16 protein-coding genes are annotated in these 18,963 nt (G+C 73.1%); 7 read left to right on the top strand and 9 right to left on the bottom strand.

What is annotated here, in order from left to right:
• Positions 1 to 69: 69 nt before the first annotated feature.
• The 7 genes from MMF93_RS09030 to MMF93_RS09000 form a co-directional block, all read right to left on the bottom strand.
• The gene (locus tag MMF93_RS09030; RefSeq protein ID WP_114021066.1) at positions 70 to 696 is read right to left on the bottom strand and encodes a GntR family transcriptional regulator; all 627 of its coding nucleotides are present in this window, start codon (positions 694 to 696) and stop codon (positions 70 to 72) included.
• Between the two features lie 180 nt (positions 697 to 876).
• The gene (sucB, locus tag MMF93_RS09025; RefSeq protein ID WP_242750675.1) at positions 877 to 2,691 is read right to left on the bottom strand and encodes a 2-oxoglutarate dehydrogenase, E2 component, dihydrolipoamide succinyltransferase; all 1,815 of its coding nucleotides are present in this window, start codon (positions 2,689 to 2,691) and stop codon (positions 877 to 879) included.
• A gap of 63 nt (positions 2,692 to 2,754) precedes the next feature.
• A complete protein-coding gene (gene lpdA, locus MMF93_RS09020; RefSeq protein ID WP_242750674.1) occupies positions 2,755 to 4,161 on the bottom strand; it encodes a dihydrolipoyl dehydrogenase in 1,407 nt (468 codons plus the stop codon).
• Between the two features lie 247 nt (positions 4,162 to 4,408).
• Positions 4,409 to 5,962, bottom strand: coding sequence for a leucyl aminopeptidase (locus tag MMF93_RS09015; RefSeq protein ID WP_242750673.1), 1,554 nt, complete (start codon positions 5,960 to 5,962; stop codon positions 4,409 to 4,411).
• 181 nt (positions 5,963 to 6,143) lie between these two features.
• Positions 6,144 to 6,917, bottom strand: a complete 774-nt coding sequence (locus MMF93_RS09010) for an adenosylcobinamide-GDP ribazoletransferase (protein WP_242750672.1) — start codon at positions 6,915 to 6,917, stop codon at positions 6,144 to 6,146.
• An 86-nt stretch (positions 6,918 to 7,003) separates the two neighbouring features.
• Positions 7,004 to 8,104: a nicotinate-nucleotide--dimethylbenzimidazole phosphoribosyltransferase gene (locus tag MMF93_RS09005; RefSeq protein ID WP_242750671.1), complete on the bottom strand. Its 1,101-nt coding sequence runs from the start codon at positions 8,102 to 8,104 to the stop codon at positions 7,004 to 7,006.
• Positions 8,105 to 8,202: 98 nt separating this feature from the next.
• Positions 8,203 to 9,417 (bottom strand): bifunctional adenosylcobinamide kinase/adenosylcobinamide-phosphate guanylyltransferase, encoded by a 1,215-nt coding sequence (locus MMF93_RS09000; protein WP_242750670.1) that lies wholly within the window; start codon positions 9,415 to 9,417, stop codon positions 8,203 to 8,205.
• An 84-nt stretch (positions 9,418 to 9,501) separates the two neighbouring features.
• On the opposite strand from MMF93_RS09000, the gene MMF93_RS08995 reads away from it, so the two are divergent.
• Positions 9,502 to 9,771: a hypothetical protein gene (locus tag MMF93_RS08995; protein ID WP_242750669.1), complete on the top strand. Its 270-nt coding sequence runs from the start codon at positions 9,502 to 9,504 to the stop codon at positions 9,769 to 9,771.
• A gap of 209 nt (positions 9,772 to 9,980) precedes the next feature.
• Complete coding sequence (locus MMF93_RS08990; RefSeq protein WP_242750668.1) at positions 9,981 to 10,418, top strand: hypothetical protein; 438 nt, start codon at positions 9,981 to 9,983, stop codon at positions 10,416 to 10,418.
• Between the two features lie 183 nt (positions 10,419 to 10,601).
• Here the strand turns inward: MMF93_RS08990 and MMF93_RS08985 are convergent, their stop codons facing one another.
• On the bottom strand, positions 10,602 to 11,285 hold the full coding sequence (locus MMF93_RS08985; RefSeq protein WP_242750667.1) for a class I SAM-dependent methyltransferase: 684 nt from the start codon (positions 11,283 to 11,285) through the stop codon (positions 10,602 to 10,604).
• Between the two features lie 56 nt (positions 11,286 to 11,341).
• Entirely contained in the window at positions 11,342 to 11,938 is a 597-nt protein-coding gene (locus MMF93_RS08980; RefSeq protein ID WP_423835380.1) for a DUF3043 domain-containing protein, read from the bottom strand.
• Positions 11,939 to 12,179: 241 nt separating this feature from the next.
• Between MMF93_RS08980 and MMF93_RS08975 the strand changes: the two genes are divergently transcribed.
• The 5 genes from MMF93_RS08975 (at position 12,180) to MMF93_RS08955 (ending at position 18,721) form a co-directional block, all read left to right on the top strand.
• Positions 12,180 to 12,986: a PspA/IM30 family protein gene (locus tag MMF93_RS08975; protein ID WP_242750665.1), complete on the top strand. Its 807-nt coding sequence runs from the start codon at positions 12,180 to 12,182 to the stop codon at positions 12,984 to 12,986.
• A gap of 45 nt (positions 12,987 to 13,031) precedes the next feature.
• Entirely contained in the window at positions 13,032 to 13,310 is a 279-nt protein-coding gene (gene pspAA, locus MMF93_RS08970) for a PspA-associated protein PspAA (protein WP_242750664.1), read from the top strand.
• 47 nt (positions 13,311 to 13,357) lie between these two features.
• Positions 13,358 to 14,665: a sensor histidine kinase gene (locus MMF93_RS08965; RefSeq protein WP_242750663.1), complete on the top strand. Its 1,308-nt coding sequence runs from the start codon at positions 13,358 to 13,360 to the stop codon at positions 14,663 to 14,665.
• Positions 14,662 to 15,363 (top strand): response regulator, encoded by a 702-nt coding sequence (locus MMF93_RS08960; protein ID WP_242750662.1) that lies wholly within the window; start codon positions 14,662 to 14,664, stop codon positions 15,361 to 15,363. Before MMF93_RS08965 ends, MMF93_RS08960 begins: the two co-directional genes overlap by 4 nt.
• Before the next feature lie 220 nt (positions 15,364 to 15,583).
• Positions 15,584 to 18,721 carry an efflux RND transporter permease subunit gene (locus MMF93_RS08955; protein WP_242750661.1) on the top strand — a complete coding sequence of 1,046 codons (3,138 nt, stop codon included), beginning with the start codon at positions 15,584 to 15,586 and terminating at the stop codon, positions 18,719 to 18,721.
• Positions 18,722 to 18,963: the final 242 nt, after the last annotated feature.

The following is an 18,963-nucleotide window of genomic DNA, read 5'->3' as shown; positions in this document are numbered from 1 at the left end:
CAGCCACAACGGACCCGCACACGGCCGCTTCCGCCGCCGCAACGGTGGGCTGCCGCCCAGCAGCGGGTGCTATCGGGGCGCCGGCGCGCACCCCAACACGTGCTCCTTCACCAACGGACCGATCTCCGGATCACACCGCTCGATCGCGGCGAGCACCGCGTCATGCTCCTCCGCATACGACTGCTGCACCGTGCCCAGCCAGCGGATCGACAGCGCCGTCCACACCTCGATGCCCAGCCCCTCCCAGGTGTGCAGCAGCACGCTGTTGCCGGCGGCGCGCACCAGCTCCCTGTGGAAGGCCACCGTATGCCGCACCTGCGCTTCTCCGTCCCCCAGCCGGTCCGCCTCATACAGCGCCTCCACGTGCGGTCGCAGCGCGGAGACGTCCCCCGCCAACCGGGCCACCGCCAGCTCCGCGGCGATCTGCTCCAGGCCGGCCCGCACGGGATAGATCTCCTCGAGGTCGGCGGGCGACAGCTCCCGCACCCGCGCGCCCTTGTTCTGCGCCGACTCGATCAGCCGCAGCGCCTCCAGCTCGCGCAGCGCCTCCCGCACGGGCGTCTGGCTCACCTCCAGCTCCACCGCGATCCGCCGCTCCACGATCCGCTCGCCCGGCTTCCAGCGCCCGCTGACGATCCCCTCGACGATGTGCTCCCGGATCTGCTCGCGCAGCGACTGGACGACGGGCGGCGTCATGAGAATGCTCCTCGCAACGAGGGGGTGGGGCCCCTAGACGATACGGCGTGGGCAGGCACGCGGTGCCACTGCGGTCCGTGAGGGATCCGTCACCGCCCCGGAGGGCACGTGCCGCGACGCGACGGTGCCCCCGCCACACCCGTGGCGGGGGCACCGTTTCCGGACCAGGTGGCCGAGGGGTTACAGCCCCAGCTCGCCCTCGAACTCGCCGGCTTCCAGGCGGGCCTTGACGTCGGCCAGGTAGCGGGCGGCGTCGGCGCCGTCCACGAGCTGGTGGTCGTAGGAGAGGGTCAGGTAGACCATGTCGCGGATCGCGATCGTCTCGCCCAGCTCCGGGTGGTCGATGACCATCGGACGACGGACCGTCGCACCGATGCCCAGCTCCGCGACCTGCGGGTAGTTCACGATGATGGTGTCGAAGAGCGCGCCCCGCGACCCGGTGTTGCTGATCGTGAACGTGCCGCCGGACATGTCGTCGGGACCCAGGCCGCCCTCGCGGACCTTCTTGGCCAGCTCGGCGGTCTTGCGGGCGATGCCCGCCAGGTTGAGGTTTCCGGCCTCCTTGATGACCGGGACCATCAGCCCCTTCTCGGAGTCCACCGCGATGCCGATGTTCTCGACGTCGTGGTAGGTGATGGTGCCGTCGTCGTTCAGGCGGGCGTTGACGGCCGGGTGGGCCTTCAGCGCCTCGGCTGCCGCCTGCACGAAGAACGGCATCGGGGAGAGCTTGACGCCCTCCCGCGCGGCGAAGGAGCTCTTCGCCGCCGCCCGCAGCTTCATGATGCGGGTGACGTCCACCTCGACGACCGTGGACAGCTGCGCCTGGTTGTGCAGCGCCTTCATCATGTTCTCGGCGATGACCTTGCGGATGCGCGGCATCTTCACCGTCTGGCCGCGCAGCGGCGAGGCCTCCAGCTTCGGCGACTTCGGCGCCGCCGAGGCGGCGGCGCCCGAGGCGGCCGGAGCCTGCTGGGCCTGCTGGGCCTTTCGCGCTTCGGCCGCCTCGATGACGTCCTGCTTGCGGATGCGGCCGCCCACACCGGTGCCGCGCACCGAGGTGAGGTCCACGCCCTGCTCGGCCGCCAGCTTGCGCACCAGCGGCGTCACGTAGGCGCCGTCGCTCTCCGGCGCGGCAGCCGGAGCAGCCGGAGCCTGCGCCGCGGGGGCGGGCTGCGCCGGAGCAGGCTGGGCCGGAGCGGCGGGCTGTGCGGGCGCGGGCTGGGCCTGCGAGGGCTCCGGAGGCGTCTGCGGTGCCGCCGGCTGCGCCGGGGCAGCCGGGGCCTGCGGGGCTTCCTGAGCGGGCTGGGCGGGCGCCGACTCGGCGGGCTTGCCCGGGGCCGACGGCGCCGGAGTGGCGGCGGCGGGAGCGGCACCGGCCGCACCGATGACGGCCAGCTTGGCGCCGACCTCAGCGGTCTCGTCCTCGCCCACGGCGATCTCCAGCAGCGTGCCGGAGGTCGGTGCGGGGATCTCGGTGTCGACCTTGTCGGTGGAGACCTCCAGCAGCGGCTCGTCGGCCTCCACCTCGTCGCCGACCTGCTTGAGCCAGCGGGTGACGGTGCCCTCGGTGACGGACTCGCCCAGCGCGGGCAGCGTCACGTCGGTGCCCTCGGCGGAGCCGCCGCCGGACGGGGCCGCGGCGGGCTCGGGCTGCGCCTCGGCCTGGGCGGGCTCTTCCTGCGCCGGGGCCTGCGCGGGCTCGGGCTGCGCGGGCTCGGGCTGGGCGGCGGCCGGCTCGGCCGCAGCGGGGGCGCCGGAGCCGTCGTCGATGACGGCCAGCTCGGCGCCGACCTCCACCGTCTCGTCCTCGGCGACCTTGATGGAGGACAGCGTCCCGGAGGCCGGTGCGGGGATCTCGGTGTCGACCTTGTCGGTGGAGACCTCGAGCAGCGGCTCGTCGGCCTCGATCTGTTCACCCTCGGCCTTCAGCCAGCGGGTGACGGTGCCCTCGGTCACGCTCTCGCCGAGCGCCGGCAGGGTTACGGAAACCGCCATGGTTCCTGTTGCTCCTTAACGAACTGTGCGGATGGGTCGCGCCCTTGAGTGACTGCTCGGCGGTCAGTCGTGGGAGTGCAGCGGCTTGCCGGCCAGCGCCAGGTGCGCCTCGCCGAGCGCCTCCGTCTGCGTCGGGTGGGCGTGGATGAGCTGGGCCACCTCGGCGGGCAGCGCCTCCCAGTTGTAGATGAGCTGGGCCTCGGCCACCTGCTCACCCATGCGGTCACCGACCATGTGGACGCCGACCACGGCACCGTCGCGGACCTGGACGAGCTTGACCTCGCCCGACGTCTTGAGAATCTTGCTCTTGCCGTTGCCCGCGAGGTTGTACTTCAGGGTGACGACCTTGTCCGCGCCGTACCGCTCCTTGGCCTGCTCCTCGGTGAGGCCGACGGAGGCCACCTCCGGGTTGCAGTAGGTCACGCGGGGGACACCGGCGTAGTCGACCGGCACCGGGTTCAGCCCGGCCAGCCGCTCCGCGACCATGATGCCCTCGGCGAAGCCGACGTGCGCGAGCTGGAGCGTGGGAATCAGGTCGCCGACGGCGGAGATGGTGGGCACGCTGGTGCGGCAGTACTCGTCCACCGTGACGAAGCCGCGGTCCATGGCGACCCCGGCCTCCTCGTAGCCCAGGTTCTGCGAGACCGGGCCGCGGCCGATGGCGACCAGCAGCACCTCGGCCTCGTACTCCTTGCCGTCGGCGAGGGTGACCTTGACGCCGTCGTTCGTGTACTCGGCCTTGTCGAAGAAGGTGCCCAGGTTGAACTTGATGCCGCGCTTGCGGAAGGCGCGCTCCAGCAGCTTGGAGCTGTTCTCGTCCTCGACCGGCACCAGGTGCTTGAGACCCTCGATCACGGTGACGTCCGCGCCGAAGGACTTCCACGCGGAGGCGAACTCGACGCCGATGACGCCGCCGCCCAGGATGATCGCGGACTTCGGCACCCGGTCCATGACCAGGGCGTCGTCCGAGCTGATGATCCGGTCGTTGTCGATGGTCAGGCCCGGCAGCGTCTTGGGCACCGAACCGGTCGCCAGCAGGATGTGGCGGCCCTCGTAGCGCTGGCCGTTCACCTCCACGGAGGTCGGCGAGGAGAGGTAGCCGGAGCCCTCCACGTAGGTGACCTTGCGGGAGGCGACCAGCCCCTGCAGGCCCTTGTAGAGGCCGGAGATCACGCCGTCCTTGTACTTGTGGACGCCGGCCATGTCGATGCCCTCGAACGAGGTCTTGACACCGAACTCGGCGCTCTCACGCGACTGGTCGGCCACCTCGCCGGCGTGCAGCAGCGCCTTGGTCGGGATGCAGCCGCGGTGCAGGCAGGTACCGCCCAGCTTGTCCTTCTCGATGAGAGCGACATCCAGACCGAGCTGTGCGGCGCGAAGGGCAGCGGCATAACCGCCGCTACCGCCTCCGAGAATCACTAGGTCGAAAACGGTGCTGGCGTCGTTCGCCACGTCACGTCCTCCATGCATGGGTACGCCGTAGCCGGTCTCCTGTGACCGGGCGGCTTCAGGTTCGGCCGCTTGTGTCTGCTCGGCCCTTTGTCAGTCGGCTTCTGTCAAGCCGTGCGGGGCCCTGTCCTGCCAGTGACCCATCTTCGCACTTGTTGACGGAAACCGGGACGCGGGGCCGGTTACCTGAAGGTACGGCCGCGAGCCGCGGGCCCCGCTCGCCGCGGCGAGCGGGGCCCACACGCCCGTCGGCGATGTGGCGGACGTCTCAGCCCAGGTCGCCGTCCGCCGTGCGCTCCACGAGTCGGACCAGCGTACGGACCGCCGAGCCCGTGCCGCCCTTGGGCGTGTAGCCGAACGGCGCCGCCTCGTTGAAGGCCGGACCGGCGATGTCCAGGTGCGCCCAGGGGATGTCCTCGGGCACGAACTCCTTCAGGAACACCCCGGCCAGCAGGCCGCCGCCCATCCGGTCGCCCACGTTGGCGATGTCGGCGACCGGCGAGTCGATGCCCTTGCGCAGGTGGGCGGGCATCGGCATCGGCCAGGCGTCCTCGCCCGCCTCACCGGCCGCCTCGTGCACGGCGGTGCGGAAGGCGTCGTCGTTCGCCATGATCCCGAACGTCCGGGCACCCAGTGCCACCATCATGGCGCCGGTCAGCGTCGCCACGTCCACCAGCGCGTCCGGCTGCTCCTCACCGGCCCTGGCCAGCGCGTCCGCCATCACCAGACGGCCCTCGGCGTCGGTGTTGAGCACCTCCACGGTCTTGCCGCTGTACATGGTCAGCACATCACCCGGACGGGTGGCCGAGCCCGACGGCATGTTCTCGGCCAGCGCCAGCCAGCCGGTCACGTTGGCGCGCAGCCCCATCCTGGCCGCCGCCACGACGGTCGAGAAGACGGCGGCGGCGCCGCTCATGTCGCACTTCATCGTCTCGTTGTGACCGGCGGGCTTGAGCGAGATGCCGCCCGAGTCGTAGGTGATGCCCTTGCCGATCAGCGCCAGGGACTTCTTCGCCTTCGGGTGCGACCAGCCGACCCGCACCAGGCGCGGCGGCTGCGTCGACCCGTTGCCGACGCCCAGGATGCCGCCGTAGCCGCCCTTGGTCAGCGCCTTCTCGTCCAGCACCTCGATGGTGAGGCCGTACTCCTTGGCCGCGGCACGGACCTCGGCGGCGAACCCCTTCGGGTCCAGACCGTTCGCCGGGGTGTTGATCAGGTCCCGGGCGCGGTGCACCTCCTCGGCGACCACCACGGCACGCTCGGCGGCCGCCTTGTGCGCCTTGTCCCGCGCCTTCGCGCCGACCAGCGCGATCTCCGCCAGCGGCGCACTCTTGGCGTCCTTCTTCGCGCTGCTGTCCTTGCCCTTGTACGAGGTGAAGGAGTAGGCGCCCAGCAGCGCGCCCTCGGCGACCGCGGCGACGGCCTCCGGGTCCTGGACCGGCAGCGCGAAGGCCGCCTTCTTGGTGCCCGCCAGCGCCCGGGCCGCCGCACCCGCCGCGCGCCGCAGCACCTCCGGCTCGACGGGCTCCTTGCGGTCCGTCGCCTCGCCGAGACCGACGGCCACCACGACCGGAGCCTTCACCCCGGCAGCCGGCGCCGGGAGCTTGGTGACCTCTCCCTCGCCGCCGCTCGCGCCGAGCGTCTCCAGCGTCGCGGCGAGCTTGCCGTCGTACGCCTTGTCGACGGCCTCCGCGCCGGGCGCGAGGACGAGCGAGGCCTTCTTGCCCGCCTTGCCGGCGGAGCCGCTTGTGGCGACGCCGACGACGACAGCGTCCGCGCGCAGGGTCGCCGCGGACGAGGAGCTGAGAGTCAGTGCAGACACGTGGGAGAGACCTTCTTCCTTGACAGGGCGCGGAGTGCGAAGCCGCCTCCGGCTCAGGACGCTCCGGGCATGGTATGCCCGCCCCCTCCGCCGGACCGGGGACGGTTGGCACTTGCACCCAACCCGTCACACACCGGCCTCCGGACCCGTCGCACACTGTGAGCCCGTCACACAGCACGCCTCAGAGCGCGGCCACCACCAGCGCGCACGTCGCCGCCGCCTCGGCCAGCGCGCCGAACACGTCACCCGTCACCCCGCCGAACCGCCGCACGCAGTGCCGCAGCAGCAACTCGGCGGCGCACAGCCCCGCTACGGCGCCCACCGCGAACACCGCGAGGGGCCCGGCGAGCCCGGCCACCACGGCCGCGGCCACCACCAGGACGGCGACACCCCACGCGGTGCCCCGCGGCACCGTGCCGGCGACCGCGGCGCCCAGGCCCTCGGGCCGCGCGGCGGCGACGCCCTCGCGCGAGGCGAGCGTGAGCGCGCCGCGCGCCACCAGCGCGGACATCACCACGGCGGCGGCCCCCACGGTCCAGCTCACGCCGAACAACCGCGCCACGGAGGCGATCTGGGCCAGCAGCACGAACACGAGGGTGACGACGCCGAACGGGCCGATGTCCGACCGCTTCATGATCCGCAGGGCTTCGTCCGCCGGCTTCGCGCTGCCCAGTCCGTCGGCGACGTCGGCGAGGCCGTCCAGGTGGAGACCGCGGGTCAGCACGGCGCCGGTCGCCACGGTGGCGACGGCCGCGAGAAGCGCGGACGCGCCGCACGCCAGGAGTACGCCGCCCACCGCGGCGGCCGCCAGACCGACCACCGCGCCGGCCAGCGGCGCGCAGGCCATGCCCGCACGGGCCGCTGCCCGGTCCCAGCGGGTGACCCGCACGGGCAGCACCGTCAAGGTGCCGAGAGCGAACCGTATGCCGTCGCCGGGTGTGGGGGAACGATCCATGGCCGAGCACGTTACCGGGCCCGCCACACAGGGGCGGGTCCACCAGTCCCGCACACGCGTGAGGGCCGGTGCCCGTACGGCAGGGCTCAGGTGGCGTCGAGAGCGCTCTGCTCGGTGGGGGAGGCCGCAGGCTCGCTCTCGTCTACGGGCAGCTCGGCTGCCAGCGCGGCGGCGGCCCGAACCAGCGGCAGGGCCAGCAGCGCCCCGGTGCCGCCGCCGACGGCGACGCCCTGTTCCAGGAGCGGGTCGGCGGCGAGCCGGTCGAGCGCCTTGGCGTGGGCCGGCTCGCCGCCCAGCTGCCCGGCGAGCCACCAGTCGGGCGCGCGGAAGGCCACCCGCTGGCCGACCAGCGCGCAGGCCGCGGAGACGACGCCGTCGAGGATGACGGGGGTGTGGCGCACCGCGCACTGGAGGAGGAAGCCGGTCATGGCGGTCAGGTCGGCGCCGCCGACGGTGGCCAGCAGCTGGAGCTGGTCGCCCAGCACGGGGCGGGCCCTGCGCAGCCCGTCCCGGATGGCGGCGCACTTGCGCATCCACGTCAGATCGTCGATGCGGCCGCCGCCGCGCCCCGTCACGACGGAGGCGTCGGTGCCGCACAGGGCGGCGACCAGGGCGCCGGCTGCGGTGGTCCCGCCGACGCTGAGGTCGCCGAGGACGACGAGGTCGCATCCCGCGTCGGCTTCCTCGTCCGCGACGGCCATTCCGGCGCGGAAGGCCTCCTCCGCTTCCGGGAGCGTGAGGGTGTCCTCGGCATCGAGCCGCCCCGAGGAGCGGCGGACCCGGTGCCGGGTGACCTCGGCGGGCAGCTCGGCCGGGTCGCAGTCCAGCGCCATGTCGACGACGCGCACCGGCACCTCGAAGCGCCGCGCCAGTACGGCGGCGGGGGAGGCGCCGTCGAGCAGCGCGCGCACGAGGTGGCCTGCGGTGCCCGCCTCGCGCGTGGAGACGCCGAGCTCGGCGACGCCGTGGTCGCCGGCGAACACGACGAGCCGGGGGTTGGCGACGGGCCGTACCGGAACCTGGGCCTGCGCGGAGCTGAGCCATTCGCCCAGGTCATCGAGGCGGCCGAGCGCCTGCGGGGGCAGCCCGGTCCGGGTCCGCCGCTCCTCGGCCTGCCGCCGCAGGGCGCCGTGCGGCCGCTCGATGAGGTCGGAGAAGTCGTCAAGGTCCAGGCTGCGCTCGCTCATGATCTGGGAGCGTACGTGAGTCCCTCGCACGCTTCATCCCTCGGCCGGCGCGGGGATCCGGGCGGGGTCAGGCGCCGTTCCCCGGGCCGCCGGCGGGCTCACCGCAGGGGCACGGGCACGCCGGCGACGGTCAGCAGGACGTGCTCGCACTCGTCGGCGAACCGGGCGTTGAGGCGGCCGAGTTCGTCGCGGAAGCGGCGCCCCGCTGGGGTGGCGGGCACCACCCCGGAGCCGACCTCGTTGCTGACCGCGACCAGCCGCCGCGGGGTCGCTCTGACCGCCGCCACCAGCGCCGCCACCCGCTCGGCCAGCGCGGTGGCGCCGCCGCGCGCCCACAGGGTGTCGTCCCAGGCCTCGATCTCGTCCATCGTGCGGGTCAGCCACAGCGACAGGCAGTCGATCAGCAGCGGCGGTCCCGGATCGGCGAGCAGGGGCACCAGGTCGCAGGTCTCCTCGGTGCGCCACGAGGTGGGGCGGCGCTCGCGGTGTTCGGCCACCCGCGCGCCCCATTCGGGGTCGCCGTCGCGGCTGCCGCCGGTGGCCACGTAGACCACGCCGGGGTAGGAGGCCAGCCGCCGTTCGGCCTCCACGGACTTGCCCGAGCGGGCTCCCCCCAGTACGAGGGTGCGCCGGGGGACCTGGGGCAGGTCCAGGGCGCTGTCGTACTCGCCGACGGCGAGCGTCGTACCGTCGGGCACGGTGTGGGCGCCCGCCGCCGCCAGCCGCCGGTGCAGTTCGTCCCCGGGCGGCACGTCGTGCCCGAGGTGGACGGCCAGCACGTCCGTGGCGGGGCCGACGGCTCCGGCGTCCCGCAGCGCGGCCAGCGCGTCGGGCCGGCCCAGGACGTCCAGCAGCACCAGGTCGCAGGGTGCGCCGTACACGTGCGGGGTGCCCGCGCCCGCGGGCGCGGCGCCCGGCGGCAGATACAGCAGCCTGCGGGCGTCGGGGCCCGTGACCAGGTAGCCGGTGCCGGGCGTGTCCAGGGCGAGCGCCTGGACGCGGTGTCCGCTGATCAGCGCCAGTTCCTGCCGTTCGGGCACCCGTACGGGCGAGGGCAGCCCCGCGGGCACCTCCAGCGCGGGCCCGTCGTGCGGGTGCGTCAGCAGCACCTGGCGTACGCCGCTGAGCGACGCTCCGGCGCGGGCGGCGGCGAAGGCGGGCCCGGGGGTGAGGTCGAGCAGCAGCGTGCCGTCCACCAGCAGCGCGGTCGCGGCGCGCGCCCGGTCGCCGCTCGCGGCGGCGCAGCGCGCGCAGGGGCAGCCGGGTACGGGGAGTCCTGCGGGTGAGCCGGTGCCGAGCAGAGTGAGTTCCACCCCCCGATCGTCTCCTGACCTGCCGCCGGACGCGCACAGGGGACTACGCTTCCGGGAGCAACTGCCGATCTGACGGAGGCATCGATGGCGTGGACGTGGCGGTTCGAGAAGGCCGACGGTTCGCAGACGGAACCCGCGGTCGAGCCCGAGGAGTTCCCCACCCAGTCGGACGCCGAGTCGTGGATCGGCGAGGTCTGGCGGGAGCTGCTGGAGGGCGGCACCGATCAGGTGACCCTCCAAGAGGACGGCTCCACGGTCTACGGTCCGATGAGCCTGCACGACGCCTCCGGCGCGGACGGCCAGGACGGCCAGGACGGCGAGGACGGCGAGGACGGGGACGCCGCCGAGGAGTGAGCCACGCCGGGCGGCGCCACGCGCGCGCCGCCCGGTGCGCAGGGCCGCGGCCCTGCGCTGCGTGACCGCGGCCCGGTGCTGCGGACCGCCGCCCGGTGCTGTGGGGCGCGGCGCCGTGCTGGGGGCAGCGGCGCCGTGCGCCCGTCAACTTCCGTGCGCCCGCGACGCGTTGCGCGGAAACCCGCACCGAGCCGCTACCCTCGGTGCGCATGAACGTACGTGGCGCTGTTTACGTGGTCCTGCGGGGCCCGGCCGACAAACGCGAGAAGGCTCTGACGACGCTGAAGAAGGCGGGGATCTTCGCCGAGCGGTCCGTGCGCGGGCCCGAGCATATCGAGGCATTCTTCTACGGCGGCGACGAGCGTCCCAGCCCCCGCTTCATGGACGTCTGCGCGTCCCATGTCGGCAAGGCGCTCATCGGCACGGACTTCGCGGTGGAGGAGACCGGCACCATCAGCAGCGCGGCCGCGTCCCGCCGCCTCGCCTACAACCGGCGGACGGGGGAGTGGCTGGGGGCCTTCATCGACACGGAGGCTCCCGAGGAGGCCCGGGCCGAGACGCTGGCGCACCTGGCACGCGAGCAGGGCATCGACGTCGCCGACATAGAGCTCCGCGAGCCGCCGGAGAGCCGGCTCCCGGCGGTCTGAGCCCGGAGCGGCCCGCCCCGCCCGGTTGTCCGCTCGCCTGCGGCAGGAGAGCGGACACGGGCTCCTGACGCGCGCCGCCGGGGGGCACACCCGGCCGGGGGTACCCCCACTGCCTGTCTCGGCCCGCGTGCCCGGACAGGCTGTCCCCGCCGGCTGTCCGGGCCGCGTACGCCGGAGGCCGTCTCAGCCGCGTACGCCGAACATATGCAGTGACGGGGCGACGCCCCGGTAGGGGTCCATCCGGCAGGCGAGCTCCTCCACGGCGGCAGCCGCCTCGGCAGCGGCCTCGTCGGCCCCGTCGGCGGCCTGCTCGCGCCCGGCCGCCGGTCCGGCGCCCCCGTGGGAGCCGTCCGCCGCGAAGACGCCCACGCCGTACCAGCACTCCATCGGCACCCCGATCCGCGCCAGGAACGAGGTCAGGGCCTCCAGCCGCAGGAAGCGGTCGCTCTCCTCGGGCTGGGCCACGAGCGCCGCCCGAGCCGCCCGCCAGTCCCCGGCGAGCCCGGGGCGCATCGCGCGGGCCGCCGTGTTCGGGATCACCAGCGACAGCAGCCCCCCGGTGTCCAGCACCCGGGCGAGCCCGGCCAGTGTGCTGTCCGGGTCCTTCGCCCGGTCGAGCACGCCGTGGCAGAGCACCACGTCGAACGTGCCGGGCAGGAAGTGCGCCCCGGTGTCCTGGCCGCTGCCCGCCAGCGCGCGGAAGCGCGCCCGTATGCCCTCGGGCTCCGCCTCCAGCGCGGAGGCGAACGCGGCCAGCCGCCCCGGATCGGATTCGAGACCCGTCACCTGGTGTCCGCCGCGGGCCAGCCGCAGCGCCTGCGCGCCGTCGCCGAGAGCGACGTCCAGCACCCGCAGCCGGCGCCCCACCTCGAAGTGCGTCGCGATCCGCTCCTCGAGCTGCCGGGCGACCAGCTCGTGCCTGATCAGGGCTTCTCGCCGCGTTTGACCTGCGGCTTGGGCAGGCGCATGCGGCGCATCTGGAGGGTCCGCATCAGCGCGTAGGCGACGGCGCCCCTGCGGTTCTCCTGCGGGTGACGCTCGGCGATCTTCTTCTTCAGCCGGACGGCGATGCCGATCGAGTCGAGGACGATCAGGATGATCACCACGAGCCACAGCAGCAGCGAGATGCTCCGCAGCTGCGGCGAGGGCAGCATGCTCAGCACCAGGATGAGCACGGCCAGGGGCAGGAAGAACTCGGCCACGCTGTAGCGCGAGTCGACGAAGTCGCGCGCCAGCCGCCGCACCGGGCCCTTGTCCCTGGCGGGCAGATAGCGCTCGTCACCCCCCGCCAGCGCCTCACGCTGCTTGACCGCGTCGGCCCTGCGGGCCTCCCGCTGCCGCTTGGCGGCGTCCTTGCGGGTCATCGGGCCACTGGACATGGGGCGGCGCGGCCCGCGCGCCTCGTTGCGCTTGGGGGTCGGCCGGCCCTTGGGGGCCTGCGGGTCGCGGGGCTGTCTGGGCTCGGCCCGGTCCTCGGGGGACTTCACGGCCTGCCCTTCTTTCGAACGGCTACGGAACACACCTCAAGAGTACGGTGTGCGGGTGAGTGTCCCCCAGCCCCTGGGGGGAGACCGGAGGAGACCGGTCCCCGCCGCTGGGAGACATCTACTCCCTGCGCCGGAGAGGACACGCAACTGATCGTCCTCCAGGAGGAGCGCATCAGTGCCCGAACGGTGCGGTAATGGAAGAGGGCCCCGTACTCTGGGGACCAGTAGATCTGCCGAGGGTTTGAGTCCGTTACGAAGGGGGCGCGCGAGGCCCATGAGCGGTGTCATGAAGCGTATGGGGATGATCTTCCGCGCGAAGGCCAACAAGGCCCTGGACCGGGCTGAGGACCCGCGCGAGACGCTCGACTACTCGTACCAGAAACAGCTGGAGCTGTTGCAGAAGGTGCGCAGGGGCGTCGCCGACGTCGCGACCTCCCGCAAGCGCCTCGAGCTGCAGATGACCCAGTTGCAGGGGCAGTCCTCGAAGCTGGAGGAGCAGGGCAAGAAGGCCCTGGCTCTGGGGCGTGAGGATCTGGCCAGGGAGGCGCTGTCCCGCAAGTCGGCGCTCCAGCAGCAGGTCACGGATCTGGAGGGGCAGCACCAGACCCTCCAGGGCGAGGAGGAGAAGCTGACGCTGGCGGCGCAGCGGCTCCAGGCCAAGGTCGACGCGTTCCGCACCAAGAAGGAGACGATCAAGGCCACCTACACGGCCGCCCAGGCCCAGACCCGGATCGGCGAGGCCTTCTCGGGCATCTCCGAGGAGATGGGCGACGTCGGCATGGCCATCCAGCGTGCCGAGGACAAGACGGCACAGCTCCAGGCCCGCTCCGGTGCCATCGACGAGCTGCTGGCCTCCGGCGCTCTGGACGACCAGTCGGGGACGGCCAAGGACGACATCACCGCCGAGCTCGACCGCCTCTCCGGCGGCAGCGACGTGGAGCTGGAGCTCCAGCGGATGAAGGCCGAGCTGGCCGGCGGCAGCAGCGAAGGCGGCCGGCAGGCCCTCGAAGGCGGCCAGGGCGAGGGGGGCCAGGCGAGCAGCGCCCAGCAGCAGGACACGCCCCGGTTCAACAAGGACTGAGCCGGGCGTGAGCGGCATCCCCCGCAGCCCGAGGAGGAGAGCGACATGATCGTGCGGATCATGGGCGAAGGCCAGGTGCAGCTGGACGACAGGCACTTCGTCGAGCTGAACAAGCTGGACGACGAGCTCCTGGAGGAGATGGAGAACGGCGACGAGGCGGGCTTCCGCCGCACTCTCGGCGCGCTGCTGGACGCGGTACGCAGGCTGGGCAGCCCGCTGCCCGACGACGCGCTGGAGCCCTCCGAGCTGATCCTGCCGGCCCCGGACGCCACTCTCGAAGAGGTGCGGGAGATGCTGGGCGACGACGGACTCATCCCCGGCTGACCAGCGCCCCCGCGCACAAGAAGAGACCAGGAGAGCCGGGCCTGACGGTGCCTGCCGTGACACTGCGCGAGATCCGCGAGCGCCTGCGGGCGCACCCCTACGCGGTCGACGCCCTCATCGCCGCGGGGGCGCTGGTCTGCATCCTCCTCGGCGCCGCCACCGAGCCGCACGGGCCCGACGGCCAGCCCCGCTTCGCGGAGCGTGACGTCACGGCGCAGACCGCGCTGTCGGCCGCGCTCTCCTGCGGGGTGCTGGCGCTGCGCCGCCGCGCCCCGATGCCGGTGCTGCTGCTGACCAGCCTGGTCTCGGTCGTCGCCCTGATCGCCGGCAGCCCGGGATCCGCCTCCAGCTCGGACCGCCAGGCCTCGCTGGTGGTGGCCCCGGTCATCGCGCTCTACACCGTCAGCAACACCACCGACCGGCGCACCAGCTGGCAGGTCGGCGCGGTCACGGTCGGCGCGCTCACCGCCGTGGCCATGATCTTCGGCGCCCGGCCCTGGTACGCGCAGGAGAACCTCGGCGTCCTGGCCTGGACGGCGCTGGCCGCCGCCGTCGGCGAGGCGGTCCGCAACCGGCGCGCCTTCGTCGACGCGATCCGGGAGCGCGCCGAGCGGGCCGAGCGCACCCGCGAGGAGGAGGCGCGGCGCCGCGTGGCGGAGGAGCGCATGCGCATCGCCCGGGAGCTGCACGACGTGGTCGCGCACCACATCGCGCTGGTCAACGTGCAGGCCGGTGTGGCCTCGCACGTCATGGACAAACGGCCCGACCAGGCCAAGCAGGCCCTCGCCCACGTCAGGGACGCCAGCCGGCACGCGCTGGCCGAGCTCCAGACCACCGTCGGGCTGCTGCGCCAGTCGGGGGAGAGCATCGCCCCCACCGAGCCGGCGCCGGGTCTGGAGGTGCTGGAGGAGCTGGTGGAAGGCTTCCGGCGCGCGGGGCTCTCCGTCTCGGTGGCCGCGCCCGCGCTCGCCCCCGGGACCGCCCCGCTGTCCTCCGCGGTGGATCTGACGGCCTACCGGGTCGTCCAGGAGGCGCTCACCAACGTGCAGAAGCACGCGGGCACCGGCGCCTTCGCCCAGGTGCGCATCCGGCGCGACGCGGAGGTGCTGGACATCAGCGTCGTCGACGACGGCGCGGGCGGCGGCGCGGTGGAGCGGGAGCCGGACGCGTCCGACGCCCCAGCGCCCACCGGCGGCGGCGAGGCCGGCGGCGGGCACGGTCTGGTCGGCATGCGGGAGCGGGCGGCGGCGCTGCACGGCGCGTGCGAGACGGGGCCGCTGTCCGGTGGCGGCTTCCGCGTCCACGTACGGTTGCCGCTTCGCACGACGGCGCCACGCAAGGAGACCCCCGCATGATCCGTGTCGTACTCGCCGACGACCAGGCGCTGTTGCGCAGCGCGTTCCGGGTGCTGGTCGACTCCGAGGCCGACATGGAGGTCGTGGGCGAGGCGGCCGACGGCGACGAGGCCGTGGCGCTGGTGCGCGAACACGGCGCCGACGTGGTGCTGATGGACATCAGGATGCCCGGCACCGACGGCCTGGCCGCCACGCGCGCCCTCAGCACCGACCCGGAACTGACCGACGTCCACGTCGTCATCCTCACCACGTTCGAGGCGGACGAGTACGTCGTCGGTGCGCTGCGCGCGGGCGCCTCCGGGTTCCTGGGCAAGGGCGCGGAGCCGGGCGAACTGCTCTCGGCGATACGGACGGCGGCGCAGGGCGAGGCGCTGCTGTCGCCCGCGGCGACCAAGGGACTGATAGCCAGGTTCCTCGCCCAGGGCGACGGCGGGTCCGGCGGCGACCTGCCGGGAGCCGGCGCCGAGTCGTCCCGGCTCGCGGCGCTGACCGCACGCGAACGCGAGGTGCTGACCCAGGTCGCGGCCGGCCTGTCCAACGACGAGATCGCCGACCGGCTCGACGTCAGCCCGCTCACCATCAAGACCCACGTCAACCGCACGATGGCCAAGCTGGGGGCCCGCGACCGGGCGCAGTTGGTGGTGGCCGCCTACGAGAGCGGCCTGGTGCGGCCCTACGGCTCAGAGCCGGGAGCGTGAGGGCGCCGCTCGGCGGCGGACCCGGAGGGGACGGCGTATCCCCTCGGTGGAGAGCGGGGGCGGCGGCGTACTACGGCCGGAGTACGCGGCCTTCGGCAGAAGGGGACCTGCGGGGGACAAACCGGCGCCGATCCTGGGCGAAGGTATAGACGGCACCGGTGTCTGCCCGCACGAAGGCGGCGCCCGCTCCATCCTTTCCCGAGAGAGAGACCCGGCAACCATGTCCTGGCTGTCCCGCCTCAGCCTCGTTCAGCGTGGGCTGATAGGTCTGATGGCGCTCGTCGCCGTCGTCTTCGGCGCCATCGCCGTCCCGCAGCTCAAACAGCAGCTGCTGCCCTCCATCGACCTGCCCATGGTCTCGGTCATCGCGCCGTACCAGGGCGCTTCTCCCGACGTGGTCGAGAAGCAGGTCGTCGAGCCCCTGGAGGAGAACATCCAGGGCGTCGACGGCGTCACCGGCGTCAACTCCACCGCCAGCGAGGGCTCCGCCGTCGTCATGGCCCAGTTCGACTACGGCGACGGCTCCGAGCAGACCATCGCCGACGTCCAGCAGGCCGTCAACCGGGCCCGCGCCGAACTGCCCGACGGGGTGGACCCGCAGGTCGTCTCCGGCGGCACCGACGACATTCCCACGGTCGTGCTCGCCGCCTCCGCGAAGAACAAGGACCAGCAGGCGCTCGCCGACGCGCTGGATACCTCGGTGGTGCCCGTCCTGAAGGACATCGACGGCGTCAGCCAGGTCACCGTCGACGGCGTGCAGGACCTCCAGGTCGCCGTCACACCCGACGCCAAGAAGCTGGCCGCGGCCAAGCTGACCCCCGCCGACCTGTCCAAGGCGCTGGAGGCGGGCGGCGCCTCGGTGCCCGCCGGATCCTTCGACGAGGGCGGCGAGAGCAAAACCGTCCAGGTCGGCGACGGCTTCACCTCCCTCAAGGAGATCGAGGAGCTGGCCATCCCCGGCAAGGGCGGAGCCGGGAAACCCGTCACTCTCGGCGATGTCGCCACCGTCGAGGAGCGCCCCGAGAAGGCCACCTCGCTGACCCGCACCAACGGCGAGCGCAGCCTCTCCGTCGCCGTCACCATGGACAACGACGGCAGCGCCGTGGACATCTCCGACGCCGTCAAGGACGAACTGCCCCAGCTCCGCGCCGACCTCGGCAAGGACGCCGAGCTGACCGTCGTCGCCGACCAGGGCCCCCAGGTCTCCGACTCGATCAGCTCGCTGACCACCGAGGGCCTGCTCGGCCTGATCTTCGCCGTCGTCGTCATCCTGCTCTTCCTGCTGTCGCTGCGCTCCACCCTGGTCACCGCGGTCTCCATCCCGCTGTCCGTCGTGCTGACGCTGATCGTGCTGTGGACCCAGGACCTGTCGCTCAACATGCTCACGCTGGGCGCCCTGACCATCGCCATCGGCCGGGTGGTGGACGACTCCATCGTCGTCCTGGAGAACATCAAGCGACACCTGGCCTACGGCAAGGAGCGCACCACCGCCATCCTCGACGCCGTCAAGGAGGTCTCAGGCGCGATCACCTCCTCCACACTGACGACCGTCGCCGTCTTCCTGCCGATGGCGTTCGTCGGCGGCATGGTCGGCGCCCTCTTCGGCGGCTTCTCCCTCACCATCACCGTCGCGCTGCTCGCCTCGCTGCTGGTGTCCCTGACGGTGGTGCCGGTGCTCTCCTACTGGTTCCTGCGCGCGCCCAAGTCCCTGCGCGGGCTCGACCCCGCCGAACAGCGCCGCAGGTCCGAGGAGAAAGAGGCCGGCAGCCCGCTGCAGAAGCTGTACGTGCCCATCCTCCGCTTCGCCACCCGCCGCCGCCTCACCAGCCTGCTGATCGCGGTCGTCGTGCTCGTCGCCACCTTCGGCATGGCGCCGCTGCTCAAGACCAACTTCTTCGACCAGGGCGACGCCCAGCAGCTGGCCATCAAGCAGGAACTCCCGCCGGGCAGCAGCCTCGGCGCCGCCGACGAGCAGGCCAAGAAGGTCGAGAAGATGCTCTCCGGCGTCGACGGCATCGAGGACTACCAGGTCACCGTCGGCTCCGCGGGCCTCATGGCGGCCTTCGGCGGCGGCACCGACGCCAACCAGGCCTCCTACCAGATCAAACTGGAGGAGTCCGCCGACAGCTCCGCGGTCGAGAACGCCGTCAACGACGGACTCGACAAGCTCGGCTCCGGCATCGGCGACACCACCGTCAGCGCCGGCGACAGCTTCGGCGGCCAGGACCTCAGCGTCGTCGTCAAGGCCGGCGACCAGGACGTCCTCAAGAAGGCCTCCGAACAGGTGCGGGCCAAGGTCGCCAAGCTCGACGACGTCACCGACGTCCAGTCCGACCTCTCCCAGTCCGTGCCCCGCGTCTCCGTCCGGGCCAAGCCCGAGGCGGCCGCGTACGGTCTCTCGGACGCCGCCCTCGGCCAGGCCGTCGCGCAGGCCGTCAGCGGCACCAAGTCCGGCACCGCGGTGCTCGACGACACCGAGCGCGACGTCGTCGTGCGCTCGCCGCGGCCCGCCGAGACCGTCGCCGAACTGAAGAAGCTGCCGGTCGGCAAGGCGACGCTCGGCGAGGTCGCCGACGTCGCGACCGTCGACGGACCCGTCCAGATGACCCGCATCGACGGCGCCCGCGCCGCGACGATCACGGCCAAGCCGACGGGGGACAACACCGGAGCGGTCAGCACCGCGCTGCAGACCGAGATCGATGCCCTCGACCTGCCCGAGGGCGCCACCGCCGAGATCGGCGGCCTCTCCCAGGACCAGGACGAGGCCTTCGCCTCGCTCGGCCTCGCCATGCTGGCGGCCATCGCGGTCGTCTTCCTGCTCCTGGTGGCGACCTTCAGGTCGCTGATCCAGCCGCTGATCCTGCTGGTCTCCATCCCCTTCGCCGCCACAGGTGCGCTGGGGCTGCTCGTGGCGACCGGCACCCCCATGGGCGTCCCCGCCATGATCGGCATGCTGATGCTCATCGGAATCGTCGTCACCAACGCCATCGTGCTGATCGACCTGATCAACCAGTACCGGCGGCAGGGGTACGGCGTCATCGACGCCGTCATCGAGGGCGGTAGGCACCGGCTGCGGCCCATCCTCATGACGGCACTGGCCACCATCTGCGCGCTGACACCGATGGCACTCGCCGTCACCGGCGACGGCGGGTTCATCTCACAGCCGCTGGCGGTCGTCGTGATCGGCGGGCTGATCACCTCCACGCTGCTGACGCTGCTGTTGGTGCCCACGCTGTACGCCATGGTCGAGCTCCGTAAGGAGCGGCGCGCCGCGAAGCGGCGCGGTGGCGCGCCGGTGGATGGGGGCTCCGTCGATGTGCGGGAGCGCGAGATGGCGGAGAGCTCCGCCTCCTCTTGAGCGGCTGGGGCCCGGGTGACCCGTGGGGGGTCACGCCGGGCCCCGGCCCCCCTCCTCGGGGCTGCGCCCCTGGCCCCCCATGGTCTTCCCCTTCTTGCTCTGAGGTGCCCTCGGCCGTGGTGGGGGCTCCGCCCCCATACCCCCGTGGCCTCGCCGGCCGGGCGTTGGGGCGGCTCCGCCCCCCAACGGCCCCCCGCTACGGGGGACTCCGTCCCCCCTAGGAGCCCCCTGGAGGAGCGTCG

The sequence above is a fragment of the Streptomyces tubbatahanensis genome (assembly GCF_022699385.1).
GTDB classification, from domain to species: Bacteria; Actinomycetota; Actinomycetes; order Streptomycetales; family Streptomycetaceae; genus Streptomyces; species Streptomyces diacarni.
The sequence above is the reverse complement of the archived record's forward strand: the minus strand, read 5'-3'. Positions and strand labels throughout refer to the sequence as shown.

Bases quoted from the DNA above. Each gene is read 5' to 3' on its own strand.
- sucB (WP_242750675.1), bottom strand. From the start codon at position 2,691: ATGGCGGTTTCCGTAACCCTGCCGGCGCTCGGCGAGAGCGTGACCGAG.
- MMF93_RS09030 (WP_114021066.1), bottom strand. From the start codon at position 696: ATGACGCCGCCCGTCGTCCAGTCGCTGCGCGAGCAGATCCGGGAGCAC.
- lpdA (WP_242750674.1), bottom strand. From the start codon at position 4,161: ATGCATGGAGGACGTGACGTGGCGAACGACGCCAGCACCGTTTTCGAC.
- MMF93_RS08960 (WP_242750662.1), top strand. From the start codon at position 14,662: ATGATCCGTGTCGTACTCGCCGACGACCAGGCGCTGTTGCGCAGCGCG.
- MMF93_RS09010 (WP_242750672.1), bottom strand. From the start codon at position 6,917: ATGGATCGTTCCCCCACACCCGGCGACGGCATACGGTTCGCTCTCGGC.
- MMF93_RS08955 (WP_242750661.1), top strand. From the start codon at position 15,584: ATGTCCTGGCTGTCCCGCCTCAGCCTCGTTCAGCGTGGGCTGATAGGT.
- pspAA (WP_242750664.1), top strand. From the start codon at position 13,032: ATGATCGTGCGGATCATGGGCGAAGGCCAGGTGCAGCTGGACGACAGG.
- MMF93_RS08995 (WP_242750669.1), top strand. From the start codon at position 9,502: ATGGCGTGGACGTGGCGGTTCGAGAAGGCCGACGGTTCGCAGACGGAA.
- MMF93_RS08990 (WP_242750668.1), top strand. From the start codon at position 9,981: ATGAACGTACGTGGCGCTGTTTACGTGGTCCTGCGGGGCCCGGCCGAC.
- MMF93_RS09005 (WP_242750671.1), bottom strand. From the start codon at position 8,104: ATGAGCGAGCGCAGCCTGGACCTTGACGACTTCTCCGACCTCATCGAG.
- MMF93_RS08975 (WP_242750665.1), top strand. From the start codon at position 12,180: ATGAGCGGTGTCATGAAGCGTATGGGGATGATCTTCCGCGCGAAGGCC.